This window comes from Microbacterium sp. M28 (genome assembly GCF_025836995.1).
Lineage (GTDB): Bacteria > Actinomycetota > Actinomycetes > Actinomycetales > Microbacteriaceae > Microbacterium.
The window spans coordinates 2,994,469-3,009,377 of the sequence record NZ_CP107546.1 but is presented as its reverse complement, the minus strand read 5'-3'; the positions used below and the strand labels follow the sequence as shown (position 1 = coordinate 3,009,377).

15 protein-coding genes are annotated in these 14,909 nt (G+C 68.8%); 4 read left to right on the top strand and 11 right to left on the bottom strand.

Annotated features, from left to right (window positions below):
* Positions 1 to 13 precede the first annotated feature (13 nt).
* Positions 14 to 1,516 (top strand): SulP family inorganic anion transporter, encoded by a 1,503-nt coding sequence (locus OED01_RS14535; RefSeq protein ID WP_264155995.1) that lies wholly within the window; start codon positions 14 to 16, stop codon positions 1,514 to 1,516.
* A 1-nt stretch (position 1,517) separates the two neighbouring features.
* Here the strand turns inward: OED01_RS14535 and soxR are convergent, their stop codons facing one another.
* Positions 1,518 to 1,988: a redox-sensitive transcriptional activator SoxR gene (soxR, locus tag OED01_RS14530; RefSeq protein ID WP_264155994.1), complete on the bottom strand. Its 471-nt coding sequence runs from the start codon at positions 1,986 to 1,988 to the stop codon at positions 1,518 to 1,520.
* Positions 1,989 to 2,060: 72 nt separating this feature from the next.
* Between soxR and fdxA the strand changes: the two genes are divergently transcribed.
* Positions 2,061 to 2,387 carry a ferredoxin gene (gene fdxA, locus OED01_RS14525; protein WP_264155993.1) on the top strand — a complete coding sequence of 109 codons (327 nt, stop codon included), beginning with the start codon at positions 2,061 to 2,063 and terminating at the stop codon, positions 2,385 to 2,387.
* Positions 2,384 to 2,899 carry a flavin reductase family protein gene (locus OED01_RS14520; RefSeq protein ID WP_264155992.1) on the top strand — a complete coding sequence of 172 codons (516 nt, stop codon included), beginning with the start codon at positions 2,384 to 2,386 and terminating at the stop codon, positions 2,897 to 2,899. The genes fdxA and OED01_RS14520 overlap by 4 nt, the downstream gene beginning before the upstream one ends.
* Positions 2,900 to 3,012: 113 nt before the next feature.
* Here OED01_RS14520 and OED01_RS14515 read toward each other — a convergent pair whose 3' ends face one another.
* The 10 genes from OED01_RS14515 to OED01_RS14470 form a co-directional block, all read right to left on the bottom strand.
* Positions 3,013 to 4,281, bottom strand: a complete 1,269-nt coding sequence (locus tag OED01_RS14515; protein ID WP_264155991.1) for a glycosyltransferase — start codon at positions 4,279 to 4,281, stop codon at positions 3,013 to 3,015.
* Between the two features lie 5 nt (positions 4,282 to 4,286).
* Positions 4,287 to 5,837: an ABC transporter permease gene (locus OED01_RS14510; protein ID WP_264155990.1), complete on the bottom strand. Its 1,551-nt coding sequence runs from the start codon at positions 5,835 to 5,837 to the stop codon at positions 4,287 to 4,289.
* 104 nt (positions 5,838 to 5,941) lie between these two features.
* Positions 5,942 to 6,868: an ABC transporter ATP-binding protein gene (locus tag OED01_RS14505; protein WP_264155989.1), complete on the bottom strand. Its 927-nt coding sequence runs from the start codon at positions 6,866 to 6,868 to the stop codon at positions 5,942 to 5,944.
* A gap of 128 nt (positions 6,869 to 6,996) precedes the next feature.
* Positions 6,997 to 8,298, bottom strand: coding sequence for a Na+/H+ antiporter NhaA (gene nhaA, locus OED01_RS14500; protein ID WP_264155988.1), 1,302 nt, complete (start codon positions 8,296 to 8,298; stop codon positions 6,997 to 6,999).
* 97 nt (positions 8,299 to 8,395) lie between these two features.
* The gene (locus OED01_RS14495) at positions 8,396 to 9,091 is read right to left on the bottom strand and encodes a potassium channel family protein (protein WP_264155987.1); all 696 of its coding nucleotides are present in this window, start codon (positions 9,089 to 9,091) and stop codon (positions 8,396 to 8,398) included.
* A 31-nt stretch (positions 9,092 to 9,122) separates the two neighbouring features.
* A complete protein-coding gene (locus tag OED01_RS14490; protein WP_264155986.1) occupies positions 9,123 to 10,490 on the bottom strand; it encodes a TrkH family potassium uptake protein in 1,368 nt (455 codons plus the stop codon).
* Between the two features lie 105 nt (positions 10,491 to 10,595).
* Complete coding sequence (locus OED01_RS14485; protein WP_264155985.1) at positions 10,596 to 11,003, bottom strand: arsenate reductase ArsC; 408 nt, start codon at positions 11,001 to 11,003, stop codon at positions 10,596 to 10,598.
* A 26-nt stretch (positions 11,004 to 11,029) separates the two neighbouring features.
* On the bottom strand, positions 11,030 to 12,016 hold the full coding sequence (locus OED01_RS14480; RefSeq protein WP_264155984.1) for a metalloregulator ArsR/SmtB family transcription factor: 987 nt from the start codon (positions 12,014 to 12,016) through the stop codon (positions 11,030 to 11,032).
* Complete coding sequence (gene arsB, locus OED01_RS14475) at positions 12,013 to 13,101, bottom strand: ACR3 family arsenite efflux transporter (protein ID WP_264155983.1); 1,089 nt, start codon at positions 13,099 to 13,101, stop codon at positions 12,013 to 12,015. Before arsB ends, OED01_RS14480 begins: the two co-directional genes overlap by 4 nt.
* A 67-nt stretch (positions 13,102 to 13,168) precedes the next feature.
* Entirely contained in the window at positions 13,169 to 14,479 is a 1,311-nt protein-coding gene (locus OED01_RS14470) for a lysine N(6)-hydroxylase/L-ornithine N(5)-oxygenase family protein (RefSeq protein WP_264155982.1), read from the bottom strand.
* An 83-nt stretch (positions 14,480 to 14,562) separates the two neighbouring features.
* Between OED01_RS14470 and OED01_RS14465 the strand changes: the two genes are divergently transcribed.
* Positions 14,563 to 14,901: an ArsR/SmtB family transcription factor gene (locus OED01_RS14465; protein WP_264155981.1), complete on the top strand. Its 339-nt coding sequence runs from the start codon at positions 14,563 to 14,565 to the stop codon at positions 14,899 to 14,901.
* Positions 14,902 to 14,909 lie beyond the last annotated feature (8 nt).

Below are 14,909 nucleotides of genomic sequence, written 5' to 3'. Positions count from 1 at the left end.
TCGGGAGAAAGCCATGTCCGCATCCGCAGGCGTCGACCGCGAGCGATATCGCGCCAGGCCGAGCGTCGTCGAGGCGCTGAAGAGCCCTCGGCTGCTGACCCGCGAGATCCTCGCCGGTCTCGTCGTCGGGCTGGCTCTCATCCCCGAGGCGATCGCGTTCTCGGTCATCGCCGGGGTCGACCCGAAGGTCGGTCTCTTCTCGTCGTTCATCATGGCCGTCGCGATCGCCTTCCTCGGCGGGCGGCCGGCGATGGTCACGGCGGCCACCGGCGCCGTGGCGCTCGTCGTCGCTCCGGTGGCGCCGACCTACGGCCTGGACTACCTCATCGCCACGATCATCCTGGCCGGTATCTTCCAGATCCTGCTCGGCGCACTCGGCGTCGCGAAGCTCATGCGGTTCATCCCGCGCAGCGTCATGACCGGGTTCGTGAACGCGCTCGCCATCTTCGTGTTCAGCTCGCAGATCCCGCATCTGATCGGCGTGCCGTGGCTGGTGTATCCGCTCGTCGTCCTCGGCATCCTCGTCATGATCGCGATGCCGCGTCTGACGAAGGTGATCCCGGCGCCGCTGATCTCGGTCATCATCGTGACTACCGTCGTGCTGCTGCTCGCGATCACCGTGCCCACCGTGGGCGATCAGGGAGAGCTGCCGCGGAGCCTGCCCTCGCTGTTCCTCCCCGACGTGCCGCTGACGTGGGAGACGTTCACGATCATCGCGCCCTTCGCGCTCGGCGTCGCGGTGGTCGGGCTGATGGAGTCGCTCATGACGGCCAAGCTCGTCGATGAGATCACGGACACGCACTCGAACAAGACCCGCGAGAGCTGGGCCCAGGGCGCGGCGAACGTGCTGTCCGGTTTCCTGGGCGGGATGGGCGGATGCGCGGTGATCGGTCAGACCATGATCAATGTGAAGGCCTCCGGTGCGCGCACGCGCATCTCCACTTTCTTCGCAGGGATCTTCCTGTTCCTGCTCGTCGTCGTGTTCGGCGATTTCGTGGCGACGATCCCGATGGCCGCCCTCGTCGCCGTCATGATCATGGTGGCGATCGGCGCGTTCGATTGGCACAGCGTGCGTCCGTCGACGCTGAAGCGGATGCCGAAGAGCGAGACGTTCGTCATGGTCGCGACGGTCGTGCTCGTGCTCCTCACGCACAACCTCGCGATCGGCGTCGTCGGTGGCGTGTTCGTCGCCTCCGTGCTGTTCGTGCGCCGGGTCGCGCACCTCGTCACGGTCACCCGCACGGTCGGACCGGATGCCGCGCACTACGTCGTGGACGGTGCGCTGTTCTTCGCCTCGAGCAACGACCTCACGACGCAGTTCGAGTACGCGGATGATCCGGATCGCGTCGTGATCGATCTGTCGCGATCGCACGTGTGGGATGCTTCGACGGTCGCGTCGCTCGACGCGATCGAGACGAAGTACGCGCAGCACGGCAAGACCGTCGAGCTGGTGGGGCTGAACGAGGCCAGTGGCGATTTCCACGGACGGCTGTCCGGCGGGTTCCCGCCGGCGTGAGTCAGGCCTCCTCGTCGTCGAGGCGTCGAGGGCCGGCGCCCGAGGCGCCGAGGGCGTCGCCGGGGTTGAGCAGTCGGCACGCCTTCATCGACAGGCATCCGCAGCCGATGCAGCCGGTCAGCTCGCGCTCCAGGCGCTCGATGCCCTCGCGGCGTCGCTCGAGCTCGTGCTTCCAGCGCCGCGACGCGCGCTGCCAGTCCGCGTGGCTGGGCGTCTCGGTCATCGGCACGTCGGCGAAGACCTCCTGCACTTCGGACAGCGGGATGCTGAGACGCTTGGCGACGGTGATGAGCGACACCCGTCGCAGCATGTGTCTGGCGTAGCGGCGCTGATTGCCGGGGGTGCGGGTGGACGCGATGAGTCCGAGCTGCTCGTAGAAGTGGAGCGCGGACACGGCGACGCCGGTGCGCCGGCTCATCTCGCCCACCGTGAGGAGTTCGTCCGGTGCGTGCGCCCGACCGGTCTCGGACATGGTGACCCCCTCGATTTGACCTCAAGCATACTTGAGGTTTTACGGTGGAGGGGAGTGTGAAAGAGGTACCGGATGACCTATGTGATCGCGCTGCCGTGCGTGGACGTGAAGGATCGAGCCTGCATCGACGAGTGCCCCGTGGACTGCATCTACGAGGGCGAACGCTCGCTCTACATCCACCCGGATGAATGCGTCGACTGCGGTGCCTGCGAGCCGGTCTGCCCTGTCGAGGCGATCTACTACGAGGACGACGTCCCCGCGGAGTGGGCCGACTACTACCGGGCGAATGTCGAGTTCTTCGCCGAGATCGGCTCGCCGGGTGGCGCGGCCAAGGTCGGTGCGTACGAGTTCGACCACCCGCTCGTCGCGGCGCTCCCGCCGCAGGAGGGCGTCGCATGAGCGCCACGCGCACCGCTGCCGTCCCGACGCCCAGCCTCGTCGGTGAGGGGTTGAAGAAGGCGTTCCGCACGCACCCCTCCGGCGTCGCGATCATCACGGCGAACGTGGATGCCGGACCCGTCGGGCTCACGGCATCCAGTGTCTCCTCGGTGGCGGTCGACCCCGCGGCCATCATGTTCTCCGTGACGCGGGCCACCGGCAGCGCCGGCGCCCTGCTCGCCGCTGACACGTTCGTGGTGCATCTCATCGACGACGCGCATGCCGAGCTCGCTCAGGCGTTCGCGACCAGCGGCGCCGAGCGGTTCACGCCGGAACAGGGCTGGCGTGTGCTCGAGACCGGTGAGCCGCACCTGCCCACGGCCAGGGCGGCGCTGCGCAGCCGCGCGCTGCACACGGTTCCGGTCGGCTCCTCGACGGTCGTGATCGCCGAGGTGCTCGACGTCCTCGACGGGCCGCTCGGCCGCCCGGTCGTGTACTTCGACCGGCGATTCCACGCGCTCCCCGCGGCCTGAGGCGCCTCCCCGGCGTCCGCCCCGCGCGCATCTCGCAGAATCGCGTCGAACTCGCAGGAATTCCCGCAGAACCTGCGAGATGCGCGTCGTTGTGCGAGATGCGCGTCGAGCGCTCACGCCACGGTGTCACGGCGTGCCGCGACTTCGATCTCTTTCAGGATCCGCACCGCCGTGCCCGTTCCGTCCTCTGCGCGGATGCGTTCGCCGATCTCGCCCGCGCGAACGGCGTACTGCGAATCGTTGATCAGGTCGACCAGTCGCTCCGTGAACGAACCCACGCGCGCCCTCTTGAGCGCCAGCGGCCGGGGACCCACGCCGAGCGCATGCACGCGTTCACCCCAGAACGGCTGGTCGGCCAGCACCGGGCAGATCAGCGTGGGTCGGCCGGCGCGCAGACCTGCTGCCGTGGTGCCTGATCCGCCATGATGTACGACGGCGGTCACACGGGGGAACAGCAGATCGTGGGGAACCTCGTCGATGACGAGTACGTCGTCGGCAGCTTCGGCATCCAGCCCGCCCCAGCCGCGCGCGATGACGGCCCGCGCACCGGCCCTCCGGATGCCGTCGATCACCATCCGTCCGCGATCGGCGGCGTGCGTGCCGAACCCCATGCTGCCGAAGCCCGCATAGATCACGGGTCCCTCCGCATCGACGAAGGCGGACACGTCCTCGGGCAGGCCAGCGGCGGCATCCTGCCGTTCTCGGAACCAGTAGCCGGTCAGGTGCGCCGAGTCCGGGTAGTCGGCGGGGCGGGGGATGACCGCAGGGCTGACCGGATACAGCGCGGGCACGGGCACACCGTCGCGATGCAGGAAGTCGCTGAACCGGCTCGTTTTCTCGAGCCCGAGATGCTCCCGTCGGAACCGGTTGATCATGCCGCCGTAGACGATCGCCGTGAACCGGTTGAACTGGTAGGTCATCCTGTTCCATCGCGGTGAGCGGCGCCCCGTCAGGAACGGGATCGGAAAGTCGCCGGTCGGAGTGAAGAACGGCAGCGGAAGGGATGCGGCGAACGGTACGCCCAGGCGCTCGGCGATGTGGAAGCCGCCCAGCGCTTTGGGATGCGACAGGACGAGCGTCGGCCCGACCCGCTGCGCGGCATCCCATTGCTCGACGAGCGACTCACGCATCGCGGCGGTCATCTCGCGCGCCGATCGGGCGAAGTCCATGGGCCCCGAGGTCGTCGTCATGCCGTTGCGGACGAGCTCATGCATCCGCGAGCCGGCCGGTTCGAAGCCGATTCCGCTTCGTTCGGCCTCTGCGCGGTATGCCTCCGGCGCGCACAGGACGGCCTCGTGGCCCTCGGTCCGAAGGCGCTCCGCCAGCGCGAGGTAGGGCTCGACGTCGCCGCGGGTGCCGAAGGTCGTGATGAGGATGCGCATGTCCCTCACCCGGTCACCGCATCGCGGCGCCGGAAGCCCCAGAACGCGAGGGCGAAAAGCACAGCGCACACGCCCGTGACGCCGAGCACGCCCCACAGCTCGACGTCGTCGCCGAACGCCTCTGGGACCCAGTGGAACGGCGACAGCGCCTGCACCCACTCCGGAAGGTCGAAGAGCGGTCCGAAGAAGTCGGCGATGAAGATGAACGCCAGCAGCGCCCACCCGGCGCCCGTCGCGCGGGGCAGCCAGCCGTACAGTGCGGCGGTCACCGCAAGCAGCGTCAGCACGCCAGGCGCGTAGGAGACCCACACGACGGCGAAGTCGCGGAGCGTCGGGTCCTCGATGCCGACGAGCGCACCGCCCGCCCACAGGCCGAACACCGAGAGCGCGAGCAGCAGCAGTGTGCCGAGCCCGCCGACCACCAGCTGCGCGGCCAGCCAGCGTCCGCGACCGACCGGCGTCGAGAGTGTGAGCTCCAGTCGACCGGATGCCTCCTCGGCCTTGGGCCGCTGCCCGACGACGACCGCGTAGGCGGCGACCGCCAGGGCGATGAAGAGCACCATCGTGCCGAGGAAGGACGTCGTGAACGCGGACGGGTCCGAACCGAACAGGGCGGCGAGCACCGGATTGTCGTCGACGAGGTCGGCGACCATCTCGTTGAGCGTCGACATCATCGTGCCGGCGCCGAACCACATCAGGCCCATGGCGAGTCCGGTCCACAGCAGAGCGCCGCGTTGCTGCAGCCAGGCGAGTGCGACCGGCGACCACAGCAGCGCAGATGCCTCGGAGGGGCCGGGGCGCTCGGCCACGAGGCCCGCGCCGAAGTCGCGCCGGCGTGCGAGCGCGGCGGCGAGCACGAGCAGCAGCACGGTCGCGGCGACCGGCAGCAGCAGCGGCCACCACCGCAGCTCGACGAACGACCGCATCTGCTGGGCCCACGCGATCGGCGAGAACCAGGACAGCGGCGAGCCGCCCGTCTTCTGGAGATCGCCGGCGGCCCGCACCACGTAGGCGATCGCGAACACGACGAGCGCCGCCCCCGTGGCACCGCGGGCGTGCGCGGTCATCTGTGCCGTCACGAGCGCGACCGCACCGAACACGAGGGCCACCAGCGAGCAGCCGAGCATCATGGCGACGGCATCCACGACCGGGACGTCGGTGCCGACCAGCACCATCCCGGCCGCGCCCAGCCCGGCGATGACCAGCAGGTGGACGGTGAGGGTGAGCAGGGTCGCCACCGCGGTGGTGTGTCGACTGATCGGACTCGCCCTGACCAGCTCCGCGGTCCCGTTCTCCTCGTCGGCTCTCGTGTGGCGCACGACGTGCAGGATGCTCATGATCGCGAGCGCGAGGATGAGCCAGGTGACCCCCTCGTTCGCCATCGCCACGGGCGGCGTGTAGTCGTCCAGGCCGTAGCCCGGGCCGCCCATGACGATGCCGCTCGGGGCCGACATGACGGCGGCGCGGGCGGCCAGGGCGGCCTCGTCGAACACGGTCGTGAGCGCGAACGTGAAGTACACCGCGAACAGCGTCATGGAACCGGCCCACACGCTCATGCGGACGCGGTCTTGGCGGACAATGTGCCGGCACAGCTGCCAGAGGCCGGCGAGGGGAGGTTCCGAGACCCGGCGGAGTGAGCGCCGGGTCGCCACGGCGGTGGTCATCGCGACGCCTCGGCTGCTGTGGCGGCGATCTCGTCGCCGTAGTGCCGCAGGAACAGGTCCTCGAGTGACGGTGGCGTGGAGACGAGCGATGCGACTCCGAGCCGAGCGAGGAGGCCGAGGACATCGCCGGTCGCGGCATCGTCGAGATCGAACGACAGGCGGATGCCGCCGCCCTCCACGTTCTCGGCGCTGAGGTCGTGCACGCCGTCGACCGCCGCGAGTGATCCGTCGTCGTGGGCGACGATGGCGACGACGCGCGAGCGGGTGAGACGGCGCAGGCTGGTCAGCGAGCCCGATTCCACGGCGCGGCCGGCGCGGATGATCGTCACGGTGTCGCACACCTTCTCGACCTCGCTGAGGATGTGACTGCTCAACAGGATCGACGTGCCCTGCGCCTTCACCTCGCGCACGTGCTCGGTGAAGACCGCCTCCATGAGCGGGTCGAGTCCGCTCGTCGGTTCGTCGAGGATGAACAGCTCGGCGTCGCTGGCGAACGCGGCGACCAGCGCGACCTTCTGGCGGTTGCCCTTCGAGTAGGTGCGCGCCTTCTTGGTGGGGTCGAGTTCGAAGCGCTCGAGGAGCTCCTTCTTGCGCCGCGGATTCGCGGTGCCTCGGAGGCGGGACAGGTAGTCGATCGCCTCGCCTCCGGTGAGGTTCGGCCAGAGCGCGACATCGCCGGGCACGTACGCCAGCCGGCGGTGCAGCGTGACAGGCGCCCTCCACGGGTCGCCGCCGAAAAGGCGTGCGGTTCCGGCATCCGAGCGCAGCAGACCCAGCAGGACGCGGATCGTGGTGGACTTGCCTGCCCCGTTGGGGCCGAGGAAGCCACGGACTTCGCCCGGTGCGACGGTGAGGTCGAGGCCGTCGAGCGCCTTGACCGACCCGAACGACTTGTCGAGTCCCTGGACATCGATGGGATTCATGAGATGCACTCCTGATTCAACGGACGACGATGCGTCGCCGACCAGGCTTCCCGGCACTCCGTTGGTCAAGATACTCCCGCCGGGCGCGCGGCACCAGTACCGCTCGGCGCGGCGTGTGCACCGCGCGGTCAGCTCTCGGACGCCTCCGGCGCCGCGGTCTCCTCCGCCTTGCGGTACCGGCGGTTGCGCAGGCCGAGGACGATCGCGGCCAGCACGGCGGCGAGGACGGATGCCGAGAGCACCGCCACCTTGCCGTGGTCGTAGTGCGCACTGCCCTCGCCGAAGCTGAGCTCCACGACGAGCAGCGAGACCGTGAACCCGATTCCGGCGAGCACTCCCACGCCCGCGATGTCGATCCACCGCAGCGACGGATCGAGGTTGATGCGCCGGATGCGGGTGATGAGCCACGTGGCAGCGGTGATGCCGATGGGCTTGCCCAGGACGAGTCCGATCACGACCCCGATCAGCACAGGATCCGTGAGCGCCGACGCGAACCCTTCCGGCCCGCCGATCGCGACGCCGGCCGAGAAGAACGCGAACACGGGCACCGCGAAGCCGGCGGACAGCGGGCGGAAGCGGTGCTCGAAGATCTCAGCCAGTCCTGGTCCGGCGTCCTCGGTCCGGTCTGCCTTCTTGTGCAGGACAGGGATCGTGAAGCCGAGCAGGACGCCGGCGATCGTCGCATGGATGCCGGAGGCGTGCATCAGTGCCCACGCGACGAATCCGATGGGCAGCAGGATCAGCCAGGCGGCGGCCGGCTTCGCATGGAAGACGCGGCGAGAGACCTGGGCGATCACGCCGTAGACGGCGATCGTCACGAGCGCCAGCAGCAGGGGGACGAGATCGATCGACTCGGTGTAGAAGATCGCGATGATGCCGATCGCGATCAGGTCGTCGACCACGGCCAACGTCAGCAGGAAGATCCGAAGGGCGCTGGGCAGATGCGAGCCGATGATGGCGAGCACGGCCACGGCGAACGCGATGTCGGTCGCCGTCGGGATGGCCCAGCCGTGCGCTTCCGTGCTGGAGACGCCGACCACCGAGACATACAGGAGCGCGGGGACGGCCACGCCGCCGACGGCCGCGACGATCGGCACGATCGCCGTGCTGGGGGAGCGCAGGTCACCGGCGACGAACTCGCGCTTGAGTTCGAGGCCGACGAGGAAGAAGAAGATCGCGAGCAGGCCGTCGGCCGCCCATGCGCCGAGGGAGAGCTTCAGATGCCACGGCTCGTAGCCGACCTCGAAGTCGCGCATCGCGAAGTACGAATCCGCCCACGGCGAATTCGCCCAGATCAGGGCGAGCGCCGCGAACGCGACGAGCAGGATGCCGCCGACGGTCTCCTTGCGGAGGATCTCGGTGATGCGGATCGACTCCGCGCGGGATGCCGTGGGGAAGATGTTGCGGAGATGGGAGGGAGTGCGCGACATGGGCGCCTTTCGGGTCGAGGACGGGGCCGTCGACCAGACTTCCCGACTCTCCGCCACCCATTCTAGCCGAGCGCGCTGTCCCAGCCGAGGGCCGGCGTCAGCGCAGCTGTGCGAAGCGTTCGACCTCTCGCGTCGGACCGACGACCAGGACGACATCGCCGTCGCCGAGGACGGTGTCTGCTTGGGCGTTGCGCCACTCGCCGTCGACGCCGCGATACGCGGCGATCGTCACGTTGTGCGTGCGGCGCACGGCCCCCTCGGTGAGCGTGATGCCGTGCAGGAACTGCGGTGCGATGGTCTTGACGACGGCATAGCCCTTGTCGATCTCGAGGTAATCGGCTGCGGCGCCGCGGACGAGGTGTGCGACGCGGCGTCCCATGTCCTTCTCCGGGTAGACGACCTTGTGCACGCCGAGCTGCTCGAGAACCGCGCCGTGCTGCTCGTCGACGGCCTTCGCCCAGATGACGGGGACGTTCAGCTGCAGCAGCAGGGATGCCGTGAGGATCGATGCCGTGATGTCGCTGCCGATCGCCACGACGACCCGGTCGAAGTCACCGATCGCGAGCTGCTGAAGCACGTCCATCCGCGTCGAGTCCGCGCGCACGACCTGCGTCAGCGCGCCGTTGAGCGCCTGGACGACCGCCTCGTCCGCGTCGACGCCGAGCACATCCGTGCCGGAGTCCATCAGCTCGAGAGCGAGCGAGGTGCCGAATCTGCCGAGCCCGATCACGGCGACCGAGTCGGCCTCCGCGATCCTGCGGGCGTCCTGTCCGAAGGAGAGGAATCTGGTCATGTGGGGTCCTTTCGCATTCCGTTCGTCGGCGTCAGCCGATCGCCGGACGTTCCTTGGGGAGTTCGTATCCGGTCGTGCGCTCTCGCAGGGCGAGCGCGGAGCCGAGGGTCAGTGGGCCCAGGCGACCGAGGAACATGAGCAGCACGAGGATGAGCTGCGCAGCCTCGGGGAGGCCGGCGGTGATGCCGGTCGACATCCCGACCGTGCCGAACGCGGAGACGACCTCGAACAGGACCTGATCGAGATCGAGGTCGGTGATGGCGAGGATCGCGATGACCGCGGCCATGACGGCGCCGAGCGCGACGATGACGACGGTGATCGCCTCGCGGTGCACCGCGCGGGACAGACGCTTGCCGAACACGTTCACGGCCGTGCCGCCGCGCAGCTCGGTGAGCATGATGAAGAACAGTACGGCGAACGTCGTGACCTTGATGCCGCCTGCGGTGCCGGCAGGGCCTCCACCGATGAACATCAGCACGTCGGTGCCGAGCCAGGTCTCGTCGTGCATCTGGGCGATGTCGACGGAGTTGAACCCCGCGGTGCGGGCCTGCACGGCGTGGAAGAAGCCGGCGAGGATCCGGGATGCCGGGTCCAGCCCGCCGAGGGTTCCGGGGTTGTCCCACTCGATGACCACCACGTATGCCGTGCCGAGCACGAGCAGCGTGGCGGTCGCCCACAGCACGATGCGGGTGTTCATCGTCCAGTGCAGCGGGCGGCGCAGCTCCTTGCGCAGCTGACGCAGCACAGGGAAGCCGAGTCCGCCGAGGATGATCGCCGCGCAGATGGGCAGGCAGATCCACGGATCCGACACGAAGCCCATCAGGCTGTCGGTGTACAGCGCGAACCCGGCGTTGTTGAACGACGACACGGAGTGGAAGACGGCGTGCCAGATCGCCTTCCCGAGGTCGTAGTCGTAGGCGGTGACGAAGCGGACGAACAGCAGGACGGCGACGGAGGCTTCGATCACGAGCGTGGTCAGCAGGATGCCGGTGGCGACGCGTTTCACATCACCGCTGCTGGTCGTCTTCGTCTCGGTGCCGGCGATCACGCGCGACCGCACCGACAGCTTCCGAGCCAGGGCCAGGCCGAGCAGCGAAGCGAACAGCATGATGCCGAGACCCCCGAGCTGGATCAGCAGCAGGATCACGACCTTGCCGAACCCGCTCCAGTGCGTCGCGGTATCCACGGTGATCAACCCGGTCACGCAGACCGCGGAGGTCGACGTGAACAGCGCGTCGACGAAGCCGGTCCAGCTGCTCTTCGCCGAGGAGATCGGCAGCATCAGCAGCAGGGTGCCGATCAGGATCGTCGCTCCGAACCCGGTCGCGATCGCCTGCGCCGGAGCGAGGTGTCGCGACCTCCGCTGGGGCGGGCGCTGAGGGGTGACGGAATGAACCACAAGAGGGCACACTACGCGTGCGTCGACACGCGCAACGCGATCCTAACGGGATCCATGCGGGCGGATCCTCACGGCTCCCTCACGCCATCGAAACGGCGACCAGGGTCAGATGAGCTCGGCGACCAGTGCTTCGATGCGTCCGCGGATCTCGTCGCGGATCGGACGAACGGCGTCGATGCCCTGACCGGCCGGGTCATCGAGCTTCCAGTCCTCGTAGCGCTTGCCGGGGAAGAACGGGCACGCGTCGCCGCATCCCATCGTGATCACGACGTCCGACGCCTGCACGGCCTCGGTCGTGAGGACCTTGGGCGTCTCGGCGGTGATGTCGATGCCGAGCTCGGCCATCGCCTCGACCGCGATGGGGTTGATCCGGTCGGCGGGCACGGATCCGGCCGAGCGCACCTCGATGCGATCGCCGGCGATGTCGCGGAGGAAGCCCGCGGCCATCTGCGAGCGTCCGGCGTTGTGCACGCAGACGAACAGGACGGAGGGCTTGGTGGTCGTGTCGGTCATTGTTTCTCCTGGTCGAAGGGGATGGGTCAATCTGTGAGGTCGTCGACGAGTGTGCGCACCCGGTCGGCGATGTCGTCGCGGATCGCTGCGACGCCTTCTGCGGAGGCAAGCGCCGGATCGCCGACAGCCCAGTCGTCGTACCGGACGCCGGGGATGATCGGGCAGACGTCGCCGCATCCCATGGTGATCACCACGTCCGCTGCGCGGACGGCATCGTCGGTGAGGGGTTTGGGGAAGCGCTCCGCGGCGCTCTCGCCCTCGATCTCCGCGAGGATCGAGCGCACGTGCGGGTGGATGACGTCCGCAGGGCTGGACCCTGCGGAACGCGCGACCACCTTTCCGCCGGCCATCTGATTCACCAGCGCAGCGGCGAGCTGCGATCGCCCCGCGTTCGCGACGCAGACGAACAGCACCTGTGGCACCGATGCGTCGCGGTCGCGGGTGAGGTCGTCCAGACGTTGACGGGCGAAGCGCTCGGTCAGCGGGACGAGTGCGGAATGCACTCGGGCCGTGCGAGCGAGTGACGTGTACGACTCGCGCACGATGGTGAGGACGGCGTTCGGATCGAGGTCCGGGACCTCGGCGGAGAGTTCCTCCGCAAGATGCGTGATCCGTGCGTCGAAATCGGGACGGCCGGAATCCTCGGAGGTAGCGCTCCACGGCGCCACGGTCGCGGGAGCGAACGAATCCAGAAGAGCGGTGACCGCACCTCGGCGGTTCGGGTTGATCCGGTACCAGACCCAGGTCCCTCGGCGCTCTGACGTCAGCACCTCGACGTCCTTGAGCACCTTGAGATGATGCGAGACGGTCGGCTGCGAGACCGCGGCGAGTTCGGCGAGATCGCACACGCACGACTCGCCTCGGGGATCGGAGGCGATGGCCGACAGCATCCGCAGACGTAACGGATCCGAGAGAGCCTTCAGTGCGGAGGCGACGGACGCCGCGGCATCCGCACCGATGGCGTGGGTGGCGACCGGGCTGCATGTTTCCTCGACGGTCAGCGCGGCGTTCATCTCGGCATCCTCTCTGTGGCGTACGGATCGGTGTGGAACCAGCGCTTCGCCGTCCAGAGCGAGACGTAGACGAGCCCGACGAGCACGGGCACCTCGATGAGCGGGCCGACGACGCCGGCCAGCGCCTCGCCGGATGTCGCGCCGAACGTGCCGATCGCGACGGCGATCGCGAGCTCGAAGTTGTTACCCGCGGCAGTGAACGCCAGTGTGGTGGAACGCGCGTAGCCGATCCCGAGCGCCTTGCCGGTCAGCAGCCCGGCGAACCACATGATCGCGAAGTAAGCCAGCAACGGCATGGCGATGCGGGCGACATCCCACGGGTGCTGTGCGATCTGGTCGCCTTGCAGTGCGAACAGCAGCACGATCGTGAACAGCAGGCCGTACAGCGCCCACGGGCCGACGCGGGGGAGGAAGCTCTCCTCGTACCATTCGCGGCCCTTGCTGCGCTCGCCGAGGTAGCGCGAGGCGAAACCCGCGACCAGCGGGATGCCGAGGAAGATCAGCACGTTCAGCGCGATCTGCCAGACCGAGATCTCGAGCCCCTGCGTATCAAGTCCGAGCCAGCCGGGAAGGACCGTGAGGTAGAACCAGCCGAGCAGCGAGAACGCGATCACCTGGAAGACGGAGTTGATCGCGACGAGCACCGCTGCGGCCTCCCGGTCGCCGCACGCGAGATCGTTCCAGATGACGACCATGGCGATGCAGCGGGCGAGCCCGACGATGATGAGCCCGGTGCGGTACTCGGGGAGGTCCGGCAGGAACGTCCACGCGAGCGTGAACATCAGCGCGGGCCCGACGAGCCAGTTCAGCACCAGCGAGGAGATCAGGAGCTTCTTGTCGCCGGTGACGGCGGCGACCTTGTCGTAGCGGACCTTCGCGAGCACCGGATACATCATCACGAGCAGCCCGATCGCGATCGGGATCGAGATCCCACCGACCTCGAGGGCGGCGAGCAGACCGGAGAGCCCAGGGACGAAACGGGCCAGCAGGAGGCCGGCGACCATCGCCAGGCCGATCCAGAGCGGCAGCCAACGGTCCAGCGTCGAGAGGCGCCGAGTGGTGGCTGCGGGGGCGGTGGTGGTCACTCGAGCCTCCTGTATTGATCGTTGTCTATATTGACAGAAATCAATACAGTGGGCAACCGAGCGGCGATCAGGACAGGATGCCCAGCAGCGGTCGCCCATCGGTCTGCAGCGAGACCGTGGCGGGTGCGGCACAGCATCCGCCGTCGTCGCCGAAGTCGCCCGAACCGCCGCAGACGCCGGTCTCCGGCAGGGCGAGCTCATTGCGTGCCGCCGCTTCGAGGTCGCCCGCGAGGTGGGCGGCCACACTGCGCACCTGCTCGTAACCGGTGAGGGCGAGGAACGTGGGAGCGCGGCCGTAGCTCTTTGAGCCCACGATGAACACGCCTGGTTCGGGCTGGGTCAGCTGGGCTGCACCGGTGGCCGCGACTGTCCCACAGGAGTGGATGTTGGGATCGATCTCGGCGGCGATTCCGGCGACGGCCTCCAGCGCGGGGTCGAGAGCGATCCGCAGTTCCCGCAGCATCTGCGTGTCGGGGCGGAATCCGGTGAGCGCGAACACCTGCGACACCTCTGCGACGTCCCGCCCGTCCTCGGCGACGATCGTCAGATCGTCGCGGTCCGCACGGAACTCCGCAACGCGGAATCCCGTCACCAGGTTCCCCAAACCCTCGTCGATCATCTTGCGGGCGCGGGATCCGAGTGCCGCACGCTCCGGAAGCTCATCAGCGGCCCCACCGCCGAAGACGTTCATCGCGCTGCCGCGACGCAGCAGCCACGTGACCTGCGTGTCCGGCGACCGCCTGGCCAGTTCGCCCAGCCGAAGCGCGGTGTGGGCCGCGGAGTGTCCGGCGCCGACGACGACCACGTGCGAACCGGCGAGCTCGGACACGTCGTCGGGGATGCGGTACGAGATCCGCTCGGATGCCGCGGCCTCGCCGAGTGCGGGGATGCCATCTGCGCCGGCGGGATTCGGGAGGCTCCACGTGCCGCTCGCGTCGATCACGGCGCGGGCGCTCAATCGGCTCTCGCTGCCCTCGGCGTCACGGATGTGCAACACGAACGGCTGGCTCCGGCGACCGCCGTCGACGACCTTGTCGCGGCCCTGGCGCGAAATGCCGGTCACGGTCGCGCCGTAGGTGATGCGATCGCCGAGAGCCTCCGCGAGCGGGGCGAGGTACTCGTTCACCCACTCCGCGCCGGTCGGATAGCCCGACGTTGGTGCGCTCCAGCCCATCGGCTCGAGCAGGCGCCGTGCCGCGGCATCCGTCAGCTCCGGCCATGCCGAGAACAGGCGGACATGACCCCACTCGGAGACAGCGGCGCCCGGTCCGTCGCCGCGTTCGACGACGACGACGGGCAGCCCGCGTTCGGTCAGGTGCGCTGCGGCGGCGAGACCCTGCGGGCCTGCTCCGATGATGGCGACGGGCAGCTCGGTCATCACAACTCCTCGCATTGAGAATCTTCAATATGGAGACTGTCGCGCACCTATCGAAGTATGTCAATACGTGAAAGACTGGAGATATGACCCTCCCCGCGACGATCGACGCCGGCACCTGCTGCATCCCGCGCGTCGCTGATGCGCTGTCGGCCGACGAGGCCGAGGACGTCGCCCGCGTCTTCAAGGCGCTGGGCGACCCGACCCGCGTGCGTCTGCTGTCGCTGATCGCGACGAGCGCAGGCGGCGAGGCCTGCATCTGCGACCTGATCGAACCGGTCGGACTGACGCAGGGAACCGTCTCGCACCATATGAAGCTGCTCGCGGACGCCGGGCTCGTCACGCGCGAACAGCGCGGGCGCTGGGCCTACTTCCGCATCGTCGCGCCCGCGCTGGAGGCCGCGGCCGACGCGCTGCGCGCCTGATCGACGCC

Bases quoted from the DNA above. Each gene is read 5' to 3' on its own strand.
- OED01_RS14535 (WP_264155995.1), top strand. From the start codon at position 14: ATGTCCGCATCCGCAGGCGTCGACCGCGAGCGATATCGCGCCAGGCCG.
- soxR (WP_264155994.1), bottom strand. From the start codon at position 1,988: ATGTCCGAGACCGGTCGGGCGCACGCACCGGACGAACTCCTCACGGTG.
- fdxA (WP_264155993.1), top strand. From the start codon at position 2,061: ATGACCTATGTGATCGCGCTGCCGTGCGTGGACGTGAAGGATCGAGCC.
- OED01_RS14520 (WP_264155992.1), top strand. From the start codon at position 2,384: ATGAGCGCCACGCGCACCGCTGCCGTCCCGACGCCCAGCCTCGTCGGT.
- OED01_RS14515 (WP_264155991.1), bottom strand. From the start codon at position 4,281: ATGCGCATCCTCATCACGACCTTCGGCACCCGCGGCGACGTCGAGCCC.
- OED01_RS14510 (WP_264155990.1), bottom strand. From the start codon at position 5,837: ATGAGCGTGTGGGCCGGTTCCATGACGCTGTTCGCGGTGTACTTCACG.
- OED01_RS14505 (WP_264155989.1), bottom strand. From the start codon at position 6,868: ATGAATCCCATCGATGTCCAGGGACTCGACAAGTCGTTCGGGTCGGTC.
- nhaA (WP_264155988.1), bottom strand. From the start codon at position 8,298: ATGTCGCGCACTCCCTCCCATCTCCGCAACATCTTCCCCACGGCATCC.
- OED01_RS14495 (WP_264155987.1), bottom strand. From the start codon at position 9,091: ATGACCAGATTCCTCTCCTTCGGACAGGACGCCCGCAGGATCGCGGAG.
- OED01_RS14485 (WP_264155985.1), bottom strand. From the start codon at position 11,003: ATGACCGACACGACCACCAAGCCCTCCGTCCTGTTCGTCTGCGTGCAC.
- OED01_RS14480 (WP_264155984.1), bottom strand. From the start codon at position 12,016: ATGAACGCCGCGCTGACCGTCGAGGAAACATGCAGCCCGGTCGCCACC.
- OED01_RS14470 (WP_264155982.1), bottom strand. From the start codon at position 14,479: ATGACCGAGCTGCCCGTCGCCATCATCGGAGCAGGCCCGCAGGGTCTC.
- OED01_RS14465 (WP_264155981.1), top strand. From the start codon at position 14,563: ATGACCCTCCCCGCGACGATCGACGCCGGCACCTGCTGCATCCCGCGC.